Annotated in this window: 13 protein-coding genes; 8 read left to right on the forward strand and 5 right to left on the reverse strand. The window is 67.8% G+C overall.

Annotated elements, in window-relative coordinates:
• Positions 1–107: 107 nt before the first annotated feature.
• From glmM to ABQE44_RS04605, 3 genes are read left to right on the forward strand one after another with little or no spacing between them, the layout of a single operon-like run.
• Positions 108–1,445 (forward strand): phosphoglucosamine mutase, encoded by a 1,338-nt coding sequence (gene glmM, locus ABQE44_RS04595; protein ID WP_448428507.1) that lies wholly within the window; start codon positions 108–110, stop codon positions 1,443–1,445.
• 39 nt (positions 1,446–1,484) lie between these two features.
• Positions 1,485–1,790, forward strand: coding sequence for a DUF7162 family protein (locus ABQE44_RS04600; RefSeq protein WP_448392871.1), 306 nt, complete (start codon positions 1,485–1,487; stop codon positions 1,788–1,790).
• A 39-nt stretch (positions 1,791–1,829) separates the two neighbouring features.
• Positions 1,830–3,149, forward strand: a complete 1,320-nt coding sequence (locus tag ABQE44_RS04605; protein WP_448428509.1) for a hypothetical protein — start codon at positions 1,830–1,832, stop codon at positions 3,147–3,149.
• 394 nt (positions 3,150–3,543) lie between these two features.
• Here the strand turns inward: ABQE44_RS04605 and ABQE44_RS04610 are convergent, their stop codons facing one another.
• From ABQE44_RS04610 to ABQE44_RS04625, 4 genes are all read right to left on the reverse strand, one after another.
• Positions 3,544–5,151, reverse strand: coding sequence for an HNH endonuclease signature motif containing protein (locus ABQE44_RS04610; protein ID WP_448428511.1), 1,608 nt, complete (start codon positions 5,149–5,151; stop codon positions 3,544–3,546).
• A 140-nt stretch (positions 5,152–5,291) separates the two neighbouring features.
• Positions 5,292–6,560 (reverse strand): DEAD/DEAH box helicase, encoded by a 1,269-nt coding sequence (locus ABQE44_RS04615; protein ID WP_448428513.1) that lies wholly within the window; start codon positions 6,558–6,560, stop codon positions 5,292–5,294.
• Between the two features lie 180 nt (positions 6,561–6,740).
• Complete coding sequence (locus ABQE44_RS04620) at positions 6,741–7,781, reverse strand: LLM class F420-dependent oxidoreductase (protein WP_448392875.1); 1,041 nt, start codon at positions 7,779–7,781, stop codon at positions 6,741–6,743.
• Between the two features lie 12 nt (positions 7,782–7,793).
• Entirely contained in the window at positions 7,794–8,648 is an 855-nt protein-coding gene (locus tag ABQE44_RS04625) for a dienelactone hydrolase family protein (RefSeq protein ID WP_448428515.1), read from the reverse strand.
• A gap of 55 nt (positions 8,649–8,703) precedes the next feature.
• On the opposite strand from ABQE44_RS04625, the gene glmS reads away from it, so the two are divergent.
• From glmS to ABQE44_RS04645, 4 genes are read left to right on the forward strand one after another with little or no spacing between them, the layout of a single operon-like run.
• A complete protein-coding gene (gene glmS, locus ABQE44_RS04630; RefSeq protein ID WP_448428517.1) occupies positions 8,704–10,572 on the forward strand; it encodes a glutamine--fructose-6-phosphate transaminase (isomerizing) in 1,869 nt (622 codons plus the stop codon).
• Complete coding sequence (locus ABQE44_RS04635) at positions 10,572–11,459, forward strand: alpha/beta fold hydrolase (RefSeq protein ID WP_448392878.1); 888 nt, start codon at positions 10,572–10,574, stop codon at positions 11,457–11,459. The genes glmS and ABQE44_RS04635 overlap by 1 nt, the downstream gene beginning before the upstream one ends.
• Before the next feature lie 36 nt (positions 11,460–11,495).
• Positions 11,496–12,917 carry an NAD(P)H-hydrate dehydratase gene (locus ABQE44_RS04640; RefSeq protein WP_448392879.1) on the forward strand — a complete coding sequence of 474 codons (1,422 nt, stop codon included), beginning with the start codon at positions 11,496–11,498 and terminating at the stop codon, positions 12,915–12,917.
• A gap of 28 nt (positions 12,918–12,945) precedes the next feature.
• Positions 12,946–14,331, forward strand: coding sequence for a glutamate decarboxylase (locus tag ABQE44_RS04645; RefSeq protein WP_448392880.1), 1,386 nt, complete (start codon positions 12,946–12,948; stop codon positions 14,329–14,331).
• Between the two features lie 5 nt (positions 14,332–14,336).
• Here the strand turns inward: ABQE44_RS04645 and ABQE44_RS04650 are convergent, their stop codons facing one another.
• Entirely contained in the window at positions 14,337–15,374 is a 1,038-nt protein-coding gene (locus ABQE44_RS04650) for a helix-turn-helix domain-containing protein (RefSeq protein WP_448428519.1), read from the reverse strand.
• A gap of 96 nt (positions 15,375–15,470) precedes the next feature.
• On the opposite strand from ABQE44_RS04650, the gene ABQE44_RS04655 reads away from it, so the two are divergent.
• Complete coding sequence (locus ABQE44_RS04655; RefSeq protein WP_448428521.1) at positions 15,471–16,364, forward strand: alpha/beta hydrolase; 894 nt, start codon at positions 15,471–15,473, stop codon at positions 16,362–16,364.
• Positions 16,365–16,415: the final 51 nt, after the last annotated feature.

The raw sequence follows: 16,415 nt of genomic DNA on the forward strand, positions 1-16,415 counted from the left end.
GGGCGGTGCGTCGTTTCGGGTCGCGGTTGGATACCGATTCGGTGGCGGCACGGGCGGCACCTTCGCCAGTTGGTTTTTCGGGCGGCATCTGTGAGAAGTTTGTCGGCATGGCTCGACTGTTCGGCACCGACGGCGTTCGCGGGGTGGCCAACCAGGCGCTGACCGCGGAATTGGCGTTGGCGCTGAGCTCGGCGGCAGCTCGCCGGCTGGGTAGCGTCGGCGGTCATGCTCGTCGGGTCGCCGTCGTCGGCCGCGACCCACGGGCCAGCGGCGAGATGCTGGAAGCGGCGGTGATCGCGGGCCTGACCAGCGAGGGCGTCGACGCGCTGCGGGTCGGCGTGCTGCCGACGCCGGCCGTGGCGTACCTAACGGGCGCATACGACGCCGACTTCGGCGTGATGATCAGCGCGTCGCACAACCCGATGCCCGACAACGGCATCAAGATCTTCGGACCCGGCGGCCACAAACTCGACGACGCCACCGAGGACCGGATCGAGGAACTGGTCCATCAGGGTCCCGGCGAGCGACCCGTCGGCGCGAGCATCGGCCGTGTCGTCGACGCCGAGGACGCCCTCGACCGCTACCTGCGGCACACCGGAAAGGCGGTCACCACCCGACTCGACGGGCTGACCGTCGTCGTCGACTGCGCCCACGGTGCCGCCTCGACCGCAGCCCCACAGGCCTACCGGGCTGCCGGCGCCGACGTCGTCGCGATCAACTCCGCGCCCGACGGCCTCAACATCAACGACCGCTGCGGTTCAACGCACATGGAAGCCCTGCAATCCGCGGTGGTGTCCCACCGCGCGGATCTGGGGATCGCGCACGACGGCGACGCCGACCGGTGCCTGGCCGTCGACGCCAGCGGCCGCATCGTCGACGGCGACGCGATCATGGTGATCTTGGCGCTTGCGATGCAGGAAGCCGGTGAGCTGGCGTCCAACACGCTGGTCACCACCGTGATGAGCAACCTCGGGTTGCATCTGGCGATGCGCGCGGCGGGCGTGAACGTGCGCACCACCAGCGTCGGCGACCGCTATGTGCTCGAGGAACTGCGGGCAGGGGAGTTCTCACTCGGCGGTGAGCAGTCCGGTCACATCGTCATGCCGACGTTGGGCACCACGGGCGACGGTATCGTCACCGCTTTGCGGTTGATGTCGCGGATGGCGCAGACCCGCAAACCGCTTGCGACGCTGGCCGAGCCGATGAAGACGCTGCCCCAAGTGCTGATCAACGTGGAGGTGACGGACAAGGCGACCGTGGCCGACGCGCCGTCGGTGCGCACCGCCGTCGCGCAGGCGGAAGCCGAGCTAGGCGATACCGGCCGAATCTTGTTGCGGCCCTCGGGAACTGAGCAAGTCGTTCGGGTGATGGTGGAAGCGGCCGACGAGGACACCGCGCGGCAGTTGGCGGTGCGGGTGGCCGAGCAGGTCAGCGCCGCGCGCTGAGGATGGAACCGAAAGCGCCCCCGCTGCGTCCAAACCTATATGGGACAACCTGACGCCGCGGGTGTCGATGTCGTGGCGCTGCTCGGTGTGGCAGACCAGTATCAGTCAGTGGCCGATCTACTCGACGGCGCGGTGCGTACGCATCTGGCCGGTCTGAGCTTCGACGGAGCGACGGCGGGTCGGGAGTATGTCGCTCGGGGTGACGCTGTACGCGATGGGCTGGAGCAAGTTGTGCACCAGCTACGGCAGTGGTCGCGTGCGTGCAGTGAAATCGCCGCCGTGTTGCGGATTTCGGCGGACCGCTACGTGGAGGCCGACGCGCGCGCCGGCAGGCGAGTGGGTTGAGCCATGGTCTTCGATGTCGCTTCGCGATTGGCTGAGGGCATGCCGGCTGTGGAGGCCGTGCAAACCTATGTGTGGGCATGCCGGATGCTCGGATATGAGCATCCGGATCTCACGACGGCCGCGGCACAGGTGCGTGAGCGGTACGCCAGCGAGGAGGGATTGAACCTGGCGGCGCTGGACGCCGATTGCGCGGCGCTACAGTCGGCAGCGACGACGGCGGCGGAGGCGCTCGTGCGTCAGGACGATCAACGGGTTGCGCTGACCGCGGCGTGGCATGGTCGGGGCGCTGATGCGGCGCGAGAATTCCTGCGCCGCCATGGTGAGGCGTCGGCGGTGGCGGCGGCGGCGGTGCGTACCGCAGCGCATGGCCTGGCCGAGTTGCGGGACAAGCTGTGGCAGGCCGTCGACGGCAAGGTTGCGACCGTTTTGGCCGTCGATGATCAGGTGCAGCGTCCGGATTGGCTGGCGGCGGCTCAGACCGTGACAACCGGCGCCGGCGACCGCGCGGTGGCCAGCGAGCTGATAGACCAAGAGGTAAAACCGTTTGTCGCCAACGTGGTCGGCGGAGAATGGGTGGCGGCGATGCATGCCGCTGTTGATGCGATCGAGGCGGCATACGATGCGGTGACCGCTGAGCTTGTCTCGGAGGGTGATGCGGTGTTCGCCGTGCCGGGTGATCTGGGGCCGACGTGGACGCCGCCTTCGGAGATCGGCGCGTCGCCGGCTCAGACGGTCGCGACCACCGCGCCGACAGCGTGGAATGCGCCTGCGCCGGTTGGCTCGTCGCCGCCTCTTGCTGCGGCGCCGGCTTCGGCACCCGCTTTGGCCCCGCCTGCCGTGGCGCCGACCGCTGCTGCGGCGCCGGTTGATCCCGCAGCGACGGCGCCTGCGCTGGCTCCGCCTCCGATGCCGTCGCTCGGCGGTGGGGGACTGGGGGAAATGGGTAGCGGGCTTTCGGGATTCGCCCAGCAGCTGGGTGAGACATTGGGCGGTCTGTTGGGGTCGGTCGACAATGTGGGAGCCGAAGTACCCGAGCTCGAGGAGCCCGAACTCGACGCGCCGGAGCTGGATGAGCCGGAGCTGGATGAGCCGGAGCTGGACGAAGGTGAAGAACTCGATGACGCGGAAGCGGAGGAAGGCGCGGCCGACGAACCCAATACTGTTTGTGAGCCACCTCCGGAAGAGCCCGTGCCGCAACAGGATGAGGTGCTCGCGGACGAAGCTGCCGTGGAGGCCGCGCCGGAGCCGACGCCACCGTCCATTGCAGAGCCACCGGCGCCTGCATCACCTGAGCCGCCACCAGGAGCGGGCACTCCGTGCGAGATAGCCGCCCACGAACTGCCGCAGGTAGGGGAGTAACCGGGCGCTGTGATCACAGCCGTGGGCGCAAACTCGACACGGTAGGTCCGAGCGTGAGATTGCGCATACGGGAACTATCCGCTTGCACGTCCCTCGACCGCGGACCGACGTCACGGTGCGGCAGGGTGTCGCGGGGGTCGCGGCAGTAGTTGGCACCTACATCACGACCGCGCTGGTACACCGCGCACTTCTGGTGCCGGCCTGTGGTGCGCTTGGCGCCGTCATCGGCCCAGCGGTCGAAATCGTGCCCGCCAAAGCCGGTCTGTTCGCCTACCACGACGACTCCGATGGTTTGTCGGAGTCGGACCGTGGCTGGACCGGTTATATCTCGCGATCGGCGTCGTCGTCGCACTGCTCGGTGAGATTGCCGCCAGCCGAAGGCAATCGACAACGCTCAGTAATTCGGCGGCGGCCTCATCGCGTTGAATTCGCGTTCGGCGGTGATGCGTGCTTCGTTTTCGGCGGCGCGGGTGCGTCGTCGTCGTGGCATCTTCAGGGCGCGTTGCGCCGAGGGCGGGGGTGCGTTGGACGGTGGTGGCAGCTCAGCGGTGGTGGTGTCCCAGTACGGGAAGTACAGCTTGCTGGTGGGATGGGTGCGATAGGTGTGGCCGCTGGGCGCGGTCCAGATGATGGTGCCGTCGGGGCATTGTTGGTCACGCCAACCGCAAAACGTCTTCAACAAATGATGAAAACGGCATAGGCACTTGATGTTTGACGGATGCGTGGGTCCGCCCGGATACGGCGTGGTGTGGTCGAGATCGCAGCACTCGGCCGGGCGGTCACACCCGGGGAAGCGACACGTCATATCGCGCAGGCACACGAAGCGCTCACAAGCCCGCGACGGCCGATAGCGCGGCTCGCCTGCTGTCGCCTCCGGGCGATACACGCTCTGTACTTTGGCGCCGTTGGCGACCAGCTCGGCCAGCAACGCCGGCGGAATCACCCCACCACCGACGATCACCGCCGCCGACCCCGAATTACCGGACTGGTTGGGCACCCACAGATTGGCCTTGGGTGTCGATTTGGCCCGCGGCTCCTCATCGCCCGGCTCGGCTTCCGGCTGCGAGGTTGACTCGTCGAGCACCGGCTTTGTTTCCGCGGTGTCAGCTGCGGGAACCTCCGGTTTCGGAGGTTCGGGATCGGCGTCGGTGCGGGTGTCGTGGGAGCGCTCCGCAGAGGTGGTGGCCGGGGTTTCGGCGGTCGGGACGGTGTCGGTGAGCACGTGGATGACGAACGCGGCCGCACGCGGGTCGTCTTTGTTGGTCCAGGGGCATTGCGGGCTGCCGCATTGGCATGTGAGGCGATCGGCCCCAGCGGCCAACGCCCCCAACGCCGCCGCGCGCCGCTGACCCACACTGCGCGGATCGCCAGCACATAGCCCAGCGACCATCTGTTCCAGACACTGCATCAACAACTTCGCGTCAGTGGCCGAAAGCCGCCCGTACAACGACGCCGTGCCGGTGTCATCATCGGGCTTGCCTACCTGCACATCACATTTGCGCGCGGCGTCGCGAAAACGCCGCCGCGCATCCGGGTCATGGGTCTCCACCACCGCATCGACGGCCAACTCCAGCCGCTCCTGGCCCAAGGCTCCCCACGAGGACGCCCGCTGGGCGATCTCAGCATCCACCCGCGCCAACGGCTCATCCTCAAGGACCAAATGGGTGCGCCAGGTGATCGTGGAAATCACCTGCGCGCTGATCAAGCCCTGACTAAAAAGTGCGGCGACCTTGGGCAGTCGGTTACGCAACGCCAACCCGACCGCCATCTGTTGCCCGGCCCGATAGCGGCTGATACCCATCGCCGCGGCCACCTCGGCGGCCGCGCAATCCCACCCATCGACCACCCAGTGCTCGCGCTCCTCATACGATTCACGGGACCGCGCGGCCAGCTCACCGGTCGCGGCAAACCGCCGCGCCGCAATGGCAGCCTCGAAACGCGCGCACGCCTGGATCTCAGCGACCAACCCCGCATCGTCGACCGACCGAAATCCTTCGAACATACGTTCGATACTGCCAGAGGGGTACGACAAGATTGTCGTCGCAGGTCATCCGGCGCGACGGCGAATCTCGGCGAGCGCAGATGGGGTTCAGCCGCGAGGGCAAGGTGCGGCGGGGCCGGCCAGGCTGTGTTGCAGGCCGATCACACCGCAGCTCCGGCGGGGCGCCTGCGACGCGACGACCGACGCCGACGCGGCCGCTGAGGCGCCGTGGGCTCCGGCCGGCTGAGTACCAGCGGCTTCGAGAACGTGCGTTCGCCCGGCGCAATCTCACGTAACACCGGGTGCGATGCACCGCTGAACCGCGTGATCGTCGGCTTCACACCCGCTTTGCGGACGAGCTGTCGCACGTCGGAGACTTGGTCGTCGAGCATCAGCGTCACCACCGTGCCGTCGGCTCCGGCGCGCGCCGTGCGACCGGACCGATGCAGGTACGCCTTGTGTTCGACCGGGGGATCGGCGTGTACGACGAGGTTCACGTCATCGACGTGAATTCCCCGCGCCGCGATGTCCGTCGCGACCATCACGGTCGCCGAACCATCAGAGAATGCCGCGAGATTGCGGGTGCGGGCATTCTGAGACAAGTTGCCGTGCAACTCGACCGCCGGCACACCTCGCGAATTCAACTGGCGTGTAAGAGCTTTAGCGCCGTGCTTGGTGCGCGAAAAAACGATCGTCCGACCGGGCGATGCCGCAAGGTCGGTCAGCACGTTGATGCGCGCAGCCTTCTCGACATGCAACACGTGGTGTTCCATCGCGGTGACCGGCGCCTCCACCGAATCCACGCTGTGCACCACAGGGTTGTTGAGGTAACGCTTGACCAGCACGTCGACCCCGCCATCGAGCGTGGCGGAGAACAACATCCGTTGCCCGTTTCGCGGCGTCTTATCCAGCAGCCGCTTCACGGGCGGCAGGAACCCCAGATCGGCCATGTGGTCGGCCTCGTCGAGTATCGAGATCTCGACGGCGGACAAATCGGCATGGCCCGATTTCACATGGTCTTCCAGACGTCCGGGGCATGCGATCACGACGTCGACGCCCGCACGCAGCTTCGAAATCTGCGGCTGGGGTCCGACACCGCCGAAGATCGTCACCGTGCGCAAGCCCGTCTCGGCGGCCAGCGGCGCCAACGACGCCGCGATCTGCGCGACGAGTTCGCGTGTGGGCGCGAGGATGAGCGCCCTCGGACGACCGGAAACCCGCTTGGTGCGATGGGTAGTGAGCCTCGTCACCATCGGCAACAGAAACGCGTAGGTCTTACCGGATCCGGTCCGGCCACGGCCGAGCACGTCACGGCCCGCCAGTGAGTCCGGCAGCGTCGCTGCCTGGATCGGAAACGGGGACTCGGCGCCGTTGGCGGCGAGAACGCTGATGACAGCCTCAGACAGGCCGAGGTCAGCGAAGGTGGGCACGCCTGTGCCACAGGTGTTTTGAACAGACAAGTAGGAAACTCCGAAAGTGAGGATGGTCGTCCTGCCCGGCGCGGAAGATTCCGCGGCGCTCGGTATGACGATCGAGAAGCGACAAAAGGCAGAACAGAAGATGCCGCTGGGCACCACTCTACAGGCAGGTCGCCCAATTCGTTTAATCGGCTACGGCAGCAGCGACTGCAATTCCTCGACGAAACGCACCGATTCGCGCTTATCGACGCCGAGTGGATGCAGCAACATCGTCGTCACACCGGCCTCGGCATAGGCGGCCAACCGTTCCTTGACGAACCCTCGCGGCCCCACCAGCGACACCTGGCGCACCAACTCGTCGGGCACCGCATTGATCGCTTCGGTCTTCTTGCCCGCGAGGTAGAGGTCCTGGATGTGATCGGCCACCTCGCCGTACCCGTAGCGGGTCGCCAAATTGTGGTAGAAATTGCGGCCGCGCGCTCCCATGCCGCCGATGTATAGCGCCAGTTGTGGCTTGGCCCAGGCCAACCGGTCATCGACATCGTCACCGATCGCCAGCGTCGCGCTCGCCATCACATCCAACGGTCCCAGCGCGGCATCCCGTTTGGCGAACCCCGCCGTCAGCGAAGGTCCCCACACCTCCTCCGCCTTCTCCGGGTAGAAGAACACCGGCTGCCACCCCTCGGCGATCTCCGCGGTCAGCTCCACATTCTTGGGACCCAGCGCCGCGATCGTCACCGGAATACGATCGCGCACAGGGTGATTGATCAGATGAAGCGGCTTGCCCAGCCCGGTGCCCTGCGATGCAGGCAACGGGATCTGGTAGTGCTTCCCGTCGAACTGCACCCTTTCGCGACGCCAGACCTGCCTGCAGATCTCGACGACCTCGCGGGTGCGGCCCAACGGCGCGTCGAACGGCACCCCGTGAAAACCCTCCATCACCTGCGGGCCCGAGGTGCCGATGCCCAACCGGAACCGGCCGCCGGAAACGTAATCGAGGCCCGCCGCCGTCATCGCCAGCAAGGTGGGCGTGCGAATGTAGATCGGAACGACGCCGGTACCCAACTCGATCCGAGATGTCTTCGCGGCCAAAAAGCCCAGTTGGCTGATCGCGTCGTAGGAGTAGGCCTCGGCCACCAGGGCGAGGTCGACGCCGATTCTCTCCAACTCGACGACTTCGTCGACGGCGTCGAGAAAAGAGTCGGCGTAACTGAGGAAGATGCCGGTGCGCACTGCGAATGGCTCCTAGGGCTTCAAAAGGGCGATGACCTTGTCCTGCAGATCCACCGGGTCATCGGAGAACGGGTCGACAGCCGGCGACTTAGGCAGCGCGGCCTCAGGGTCGGCGAAGTCACGGTAGGTCTTGTCGCCGGTCAACAGGTGCAGCAGATAGCCCGTCATCAACGCCCGCACCACCTTCTGGGTGCTGCGATCGGCCCCGGGCAGACCCACCACACGAGCCAACCGACGGCCCTCGATGATCCCGCCCGCCTTGGCCTTGTTCACCGTCCGCAGCGTGGCCGACTTCCACACCCGGCTCAGCTCCACCGCGTTGGACCGCAGCGTCATCGGGTCGCCCGGGGCGGTCAGCACCAGGCCGGGCACCGCCAGCGACGCGGCCGGCTCCTCCGCTGCGGGACGGGTGACGCTGGGAAATGCCGCGACGACGGCTTTCGGAGCGTTGGGTCCGGCCGGCATCCCGGCCGCGGTGAACACCGCCGCGGAACCACCGAAACCGTGTCCGACGACGCCGAGCTTGGTCGGATGGACGCTGATCTTGCCCGGGCCCAACCGCACGCCGGTGATGATGTCCAGCGTCGTGCCCAGGTCAAACGCGAAATTGAGCACCGACGGCGCCAAGCCGGTCTCGGTGTCGGGCGCCGCGGCGACGATGCCCCAGGACGCCAGATGTTCCAACGTGCCGTGGTAGCGGTCGGCCTTGGCCACCCAATCGTGACCGAACGCCACCCCGGGTAGGTTCATGCCGGATTCCGGGGTGAACACGACGCCGGGGAGACCGGCAAATGCCAGGTCACCTCGCAAAACGCGGTGCGGACCGCGCCTGGTCAACGCGGTGAAGAGCTTCTTCGTGCTGGCCACCACCGAACCGTAGCGCAGCGGGTGTGACGGAGCTCTTGCACTACCCTTTATGGCTATGTGCGGAATCGTCGGCTACGTGGGGCAACGCCCTGCCTGTGACATCGTCGTCGACGCGCTGCGCCGGATGGAGTACCGCGGGTACGACTCCTCGGGGGTCGCCTTGTTGGACGGCCAGGGCGGGCTGACCGTGCGTCGGCGGGCCGGGCGGCTGGCCAACCTGGAGGCCGAGCTCAGCGCGACCGGATCGGACGGCCTGACTGGCACCACCGGCCTCGGCCACACCCGCTGGGCCACCCACGGCCGACCCACTGACCGCAACGCCCATCCGCACCGCGACCGCACCGGCAAGTTCGCCGTCGTCCACAACGGCATCATCGAGAACTACTCCGCGCTTCGCGCCGAACTCGAGCACACCGGAGTGGAGTTCGCCAGCGACACCGACACCGAGGTCGCCGTCCACCTGGTGTCGTGGCAGTACCAGCACGGCCCGACGGCGGGCGACTTCGCGGCGTCGGCGCTCGCCGTACTGCGCCGGCTCGAGGGCCACTTCACGTTGGTGTTCGCCAACGCCGACGAGCCGGGCACGATCGTCGCCGCGCGACGGTCCACACCGCTGGTCCTCGGCGTGGGTGACGGCGAGATGTTCGTCGGATCGGATGTGGCGGCGTTCATCGAACACACCCGCGAGGCCGTCGAGCTGGGCCAGGACCAGGCGGTGGTGGTCACCGCAGGCGGCTACCGCATCACCGACTTCAACGGCGAGGACGACAGCGCAAGTGCCCGCTCGTTCCATATCGACTGGGACATGTCGGCCGCCGAAAAAGGCGGCTACGAGTACTTCATGCTCAAGGAGATCGCCGAACAACCCGCCGCGGTGTCCGACACGCTGCTCGGGCATTTCACCGACGGGCGCATCGTGCTCGACGAGCAACGGCTGTCCGATCAGGAGCTGCGCGAGATCGATAAGGTCTTCGTGGTGGCCTGCGGTACCGCGTTCCACTCCGGACTGCTCGCCAAGTACGCGATCGAACATTGGACCCGGCTGCCCGTCGAAGCCGAGTTGGCCAGCGAATTCCGCTACCGCGACCCGGTTTTGGACCGCCACACGCTCGTCGTGGCGATCTCACAGTCCGGCGAGACTGCCGACACGCTGGAGGCGGTGCGGCACGCCAAGGAGCAGAAGGCCAAGGTGCTGGCTATCTGTAACACCAACGGCAGCCAGATCCCCCGGGAATGCGACGCGGTGCTCTACACCCGCGCCGGACCGGAGATCGGCGTCGCGTCCACCAAGACGTTCCTGGCGCAGATCGCCGCCAATTACCTTGTCGGACTGGCACTTGCGCAGGCCCGCGGCACCAAGTATCCGGACGAGGTGGAGCGCGAGTACCGCGAGCTGGAAGCCATGCCCGAACTGGTGTCTCGGGTGCTGAACCTGATGGAACCGGTTCGTCAACTGGCCCACCGATTCGCGCAGTCGCACACCGTTCTGTTCCTCGGCCGCCACGTCGGTTACCCGGTGGCGCTCGAGGGTGCGCTCAAGCTCAAAGAACTCGCCTACATGCACGCCGAGGGCTTCGCCGCAGGCGAGCTCAAGCACGGTCCCATCGCGCTGATCGAGGACGATCTGCCGGTCATCGTGGTGATGCCGTCGCCGAAGAACGCACCGATGCTGCACGCCAAGCTGCTGTCGAACATCCGCGAGATCCAGGCGCGCGGCGCGATCACCATCGTGATCGCCGAAGAAGGCGACGACACGGTCCGCCCGTACGCCGACCACCTGATCGAGATCCCGCCGGTGTCGACGCTGTTTCAGCCGCTGCTGTCGACCATCCCGCTGCAGGTGTTCGCCGCGGGGGTCGCGCAGGCCCGCGGCTACGACGTCGACAAGCCGCGCAACCTGGCCAAGTCGGTCACCGTCGAGTAGTGGCGGTCGGACACTTCAAGAGCGAGCGAGCCCGCGCGCGCTTCCTCGAGGTGTACCAGAAGGCGATGGCCGAGCTCGCGCCGGTCAGTGAAACCCACGATGTACCAACGCAGTTCGGTACGGTCCGGGTGTACCGGTTCAACGGTGCGGCCGACGCCCCACCGGTCATGCTGTTACCTGGTCGCAACGCCTCGACACCGATGTGGCGCACCAACATCGACACCCTGCTGGGCCGCCACCCCCTGCTCGGTGTCGACCTGCTTGGTGAGGCCGGAATGTCGGTGCAGCACAATCCGATCACCGGACCTGACGACGAGGCGCAGTGGCTCGACGACACGCTGGCGGCGCTGAACCTGGACCGGGTGCATTTCATGGGCGTGTCGATCGGCGGCTGGACTGCGGTCAACTATGCGGTTCGCCGACCCGGGCGGGCCGCCTCGCTGGTGCTGTTGGATCCGGTGTTCACGTTCGCTCCGGTCGCGGTCAAGGCGGTGCTGGCGTCGCCCGCGTTGTTCATGCCGGGGGTTCCGAACCGGCTGCGCAGATGGGTGCTCAGCTGGATCTCCGGCGGCGCCGAGGTCGACGACTCGCTGCCCGAGGCCGCACTGATCTCCGCCGGATCCTCTGAGTACGCGATGCGCAAGGCGATGCCCAAGATGATCACCGACGAGCAGTTGCGCTCACTGGACATCCCGGTGCTGGCGCTCCTCGGGGGCCGCAGCGTCATGCACGACGCCGTCCGCGCCGCCGCACGGGCACGAAACCTGTTGCCGCGCGTTCAGGTCGAACTGTGGCCGGACGCCTCACATGCCATCAACGGAGAGTACGCGGCCGAGATCGCCGACCGCGCGAGCGCGTTCTGGGACGACGCCGCCCGTCGAAACTGACCATGTGCAGCCAGGACCGACGTAGGCTGAGCGGTGATGCGGTACTACTACTCGGCTGATGCGATCCGCGCGGCCGAAGCTCCGCTGTTGGCTTCCCTGCCCGACGGTGCCCTGATGCGTCGCGCAGCCTACGGTCTATCCACCGCGATCGCGCGTGAGCTCGGCGCGATCACCGGCGCCGTTGCCGGCCGCAGCGTCTGCGCGGTCGTCGGCTCCGGCGACAACGGCGGCGACGCGCTGTGGGCCGCGGCCTTCCTGAGAAGGCGCGGCGCGACGGTGACGGCGGTGCTGATGAACCCGGACCGCACCCATGCCGAGGCGCTGGCGGCGTTCACCGGCGCCGGGGGCCGCATCGTGCAAAGCGTGCCGGTGACAACCGATCTGGTGATCGACGGCATCGTCGGGATATCCGGGTCCGGACCGCTGCGCCCCAACGCCGCGGAGGTGTTCGCCGCGGTCGACGCCGCAGGCATCCCGGTCGTCGCGGTCGACATCCCCAGTGGCGTCGACGTGCACACCGGGGCCACCGAAGGCGCGCACGTCACCGCCAAGCTGACCGTCACCTTCGGCGGCCTCAAACCCGCTCACGCGTTGGCCGATTGCGGCCGCGTCGAGCTGGTCGACATCGGTCTGGACCTACCGCCCCCGGACATGTTCGAGATGGAGGCCGCGGACGTCAAGGCACGCTGGCCGGTGCCCGGGGCCAGCGACGACAAGTACACGCAGGGCGTGACCGGGGTGCTGGCCGGATCGGCGACCTACCCAGGCGCGGCCGTGTTGTGCACCGGGGCCGCGGTGGCCGCGACGTCGGGCATGGTGCGCTACGCCGGAACCGCTGGGCAACAAGTGCTTTCACACTGGCCGGAGGTCATCGCCACACCCAGCGTCAGCGCGGCCGGCCGGGTGCAGGCGTGGGTGGTCGGCCCCGGGCTGGGCACCGACGACGCCGGCGCCTCCGCGTTGTGGTTCGCCCTGCAGACTGAGCTGCCGGTGATCGTCGACGCCGATGCGCTGACCATCGTCGCCGCCCATCCCGAGATCGTCGCCGAACGTACCGCACCGACCGTATTAACCCCGCACGCAGGCGAATTCGCGCGGCTAGCCGGTTCCCCGCCGGGAGACGACCGCGTCGGCGCTACCCGGGCGCTGGCCGAAAGGCTCGGCGCCACGGTGCTGCTCAAGGGCAACGTCACGGTCATCGCCGAACCTGGCGGACAGGTCTGCCTCAGCCCCGCCCGCGAGTCATGGGCCGCCACAGCGGGATCCGGTGACGTGCTGTCGGGCGTGATCGGCGCGCTGCTGGCCGCCGGCCTGCCCGCCGGTGAAGCCGCCGGCGCCGCGGCGTTCGTCCATACCCGCGCGGCGAGCCTGTCGGCCGTCGATCCCGGGCCGCAGCCCGCGCCCACCTCAGCGTCGCGAATCCTCGCGCACATCCGCAGTGCCCTAGCCAGTTTGTAAGCCAGTTTGTAGTCGAAAGGGTTTCGTTATGTCGCGCAGGCGCAGTTCCGCACCGATTGTCGCACCGGCCTATACGGGACGGCTTGAAATGGCGCCGATCCCGTCGCTGCGGCTGCCCGACGAGTCGATGCCCCCGGACGCGGCCTACCGGTTCATCCACGACGAGTTGATGCTGGACGGCAGTTCCCGGCTGAACCTCGCCACGTTCGTCACGACGTGGATGGATCCGCAGGCCGAGAAGCTGATGGCCGAGACGTTCGACAAGAACATGATCGACAAGGACGAATATCCGGCGACCGCCGCGATCGAGCAGCGCTGTGTGTGCATGGTGGCCGACCTGTTCCACGCCGAAGACCTACGCGACGACGATCCGTCCAGCGCCGTGGGCGTGTCGACCATCGGCTCCAGCGAGGCCGTCATGCTCGCCGGACTCGCGATGAAGTGGCGCTGGCGTGACCGCGTCGGCAAAGATTGGAAAGGGCGTACCCCCAACCTGGTGATGGGCTCCAACGTGCAGGTGGTGTGGGAGAAGTTCTGCCGCTACTTCGACGTCGAACCGCGGTATCTGCCGATGGAGAAGGGCCGCTACGTCATCACCCCGGAGCAGGTGCTGGATCACGTCGACGAAGACACCATCGGCGTGGTCGCCATCCTGGGCACCACATACACCGGCGAACTCGAGCCGATCGGGGAGATCTGCGCCGCCCTGGACAAGCTCGCGGCCGGCGACGGGGGAGTGGACGTGCCCGTGCACGTCGACGCGGCCAGCGGCGGCTTCGTGGTGCCGTTCCTGCACCCGGACCTGCAATGGGACTTCCGGCTGCCGCGGGTGGTGTCGATCAACGTCAGCGGCCACAAGTATGGGCTGACCTACCCGGGCATCGGGTTTGTGGTGTGGCGCAGCGCCGAACACCTGCCCGAGGACCTCGTGTTCCGGGTCAACTACCTCGGCGGCGACATGCCGACGTTCACGCTGAACTTCTCCCGGCCCGGCAACCAGGTGGTCGGCCAGTACTACAACTTCCTGCGCCTCGGCCGCGCGGGATACGGCCAGGTCATGCAGAGCTTGTCGCAGACCGCGCGCTGGCTCGGCGACCAGCTGCGCGACAGTAAACATTTCGAGGTGATCACCGACGGGTCGGCGATCCCGGTGGTCAGCTTCAAGCTGTCCGGCGATTTCGGCTACACCGAGTTCGACATCTCACACACCCTGCGCGCCTACGGCTGGCAGGTACCCGCCTACACGATGCCGGACAACGCCAACGACGTCGCCGTGCTGCGCGTCGTGGTGCGAGAGGGCTTTTCCGCCGACATGGCCCGCGCGTTACGCGACGATCTGACCACCGTTTTGGATCATCTCGACGAGCTCAAACCCGGCGGGCACTTCAACGGGGTGCAACCCTTCGCGCACTGACGCGTTCAGCTGTCGTCGAGTAGCCGCCAGGTCGTCAACGCGACGCTGGCCCGCAGCAGCCCGCCGGATTCGGTGAGGCTGAACCCGAGCGTCTTGCCGAGCTGATCGAGCCTGCGCGCCACGCTGCTGTGGTGCAGGTGGAGCACGTCGGCGGCGCGGCGCAGCGAACCGGTCGTGCAGTACGCATCGAGCGTATCGAGATCGCTTGGCGTGCTTGCCAACCGGGTGACAGCAGCCACATCGGGATGGTCGCGGGCGATGCCTTCAGGCACCTGCGCGAGCAGTGCGACGGCACCGAGCGTGTCGTAGCGCACCACGGGGCGACGGGCGGTGGTGAACCGCAGCGCCGTACGTGCCTCCCGCCACGACCGGGCGGCGTGCTTGGCGACGCCGACGCCCGCGCGCACCCCTGCCGGAAACGCCTCGTCGGCTATTTCCCCGGTCAACAGCACGCCGACATCGCCGAGCTGCGCCGCCTTGACCGGCCGCGCCGGGCACACCATGGCGCCGAGCCGGTCCAACGGCGTCGCTGAACGCACTGCGGCGACGCGGACCGGGCTGCCGGGCGCGAAACCCAGCAGGCGCAACGCGCGGTTTCTGCCCGCATCATCGGTGTCGCCGGCGATGACCAGCTCCACCAGCGCGGGGTCGGCCATCGTGGTCTGCGCTGGGCCGTACCGTTCGACGACGGCGGCCACCGCGATCGCCAGGCGTTCCAATGCCAGCTCGTCGAGGGACCGGACCGGTCCGCAACGCTCCAGCCAAACGGTGCCGATGTCCTCGTCGTCGAGCATGACGACGGCTTCCGACGACGCGGACTGCGCCGGATCGGACGCCTCGGTGCCGGCGGCAGACATCCGGATCGACTGTCCGGTGGCGTGCAGGCGGATGCCGGCCGTGCACTCGGCCAGGCCCGCCGCGGCCCGCGCCAGCGCGGGCAGATCCACGCGCCTGCGCATCAGCGTGTCGAAAAACGTGACCACCCGCAGCGCGCCTTCGGCGTCGGCGTCCAGCCGCGACAGCCGCGCCACCAACGCTTCCATGCTGTGCAGCGTAGGCGCCGATCGTCGGATGATCACCTGACTATTGCCGACGAATGTCGGATGTCTTGCGGGCGGCAAGCGCCGAGTATGGGAAACATGGACCCCGAACTCGAAGCGTTTCTCGCATTGTTCCCCCCGGCCGAACTGTCCGATCCCGTCGAAGAACGCAAGAACTTCGCCGCGCTGGCCGCCGCGATACCGGTGCCCGACGTCGCCGACCTGGTGGTCGAGGACCGTACGGTGCCCGCCGAACCGGAGGTGCCGATCCGCATCTACCGGCCACCGGGCGCCGAGGCCGCGATCGTCTGGCTGCACGGTGGAGGCTTCGTGATGGGCGACCTGAGCACCGAGCATCCGTGGGCCACCAGGGTGGCCGCCGGATCCGGGGTGACGGTGGTCTCCGTCGGCTACCGGCTGGCCCCGGAGAACCCGTTCCCCGCCGCAATCGACGACGCCTACGCGGTGCTGGAGTGGACCGCGAAGCACGCCGCGGAGCTTGGTGTGGACCCCGACCGGATCGCGGTAGGCGGGCACAGTGCCGGCGCCGCACTCGCAACCGCCGTCGCGCTGCGCGCCCGCGACGAAGGAGGCCCGACAATCCGCTTCCAACTGCTCAACCAGCCCGGCCTCGACGACCGGCAGGAGACCTGGTCGGCACGCAACTTCACCGAAACGCCGTGGATGAACCGGGACAAGGTGACGGCGATCTGGAAGCACTACCTCGGCGGCGCGACCGCAACCCCGTACGCCGCGCCGGCGCGGGCAACGGAACTGTCCGGCCTGCCTGCGGCCTACATCGCGACCGCGGAGTTCTGCCCGAACCGCGACGAAGGCCTCGTCTACGCGATGCGCCTGATGGCGGCCGGCGTCCCGGTCGAGGCACACCAGTGGTCGGGCACCTTCCACGGCTCGCAGGCCATCCTGTCGGCGGAGGTGTCGCAGCGGCAGATCGCCGAACTCGCGGCAGTGCTGCGCCGAGCGATGCACTGACAGAGAGGGGATTTCGATATGACGAGGGGACGGTGGCACCGCATCGAAGTC

The organism is Mycolicibacterium sp. XJ2546, assembly GCF_053483195.1.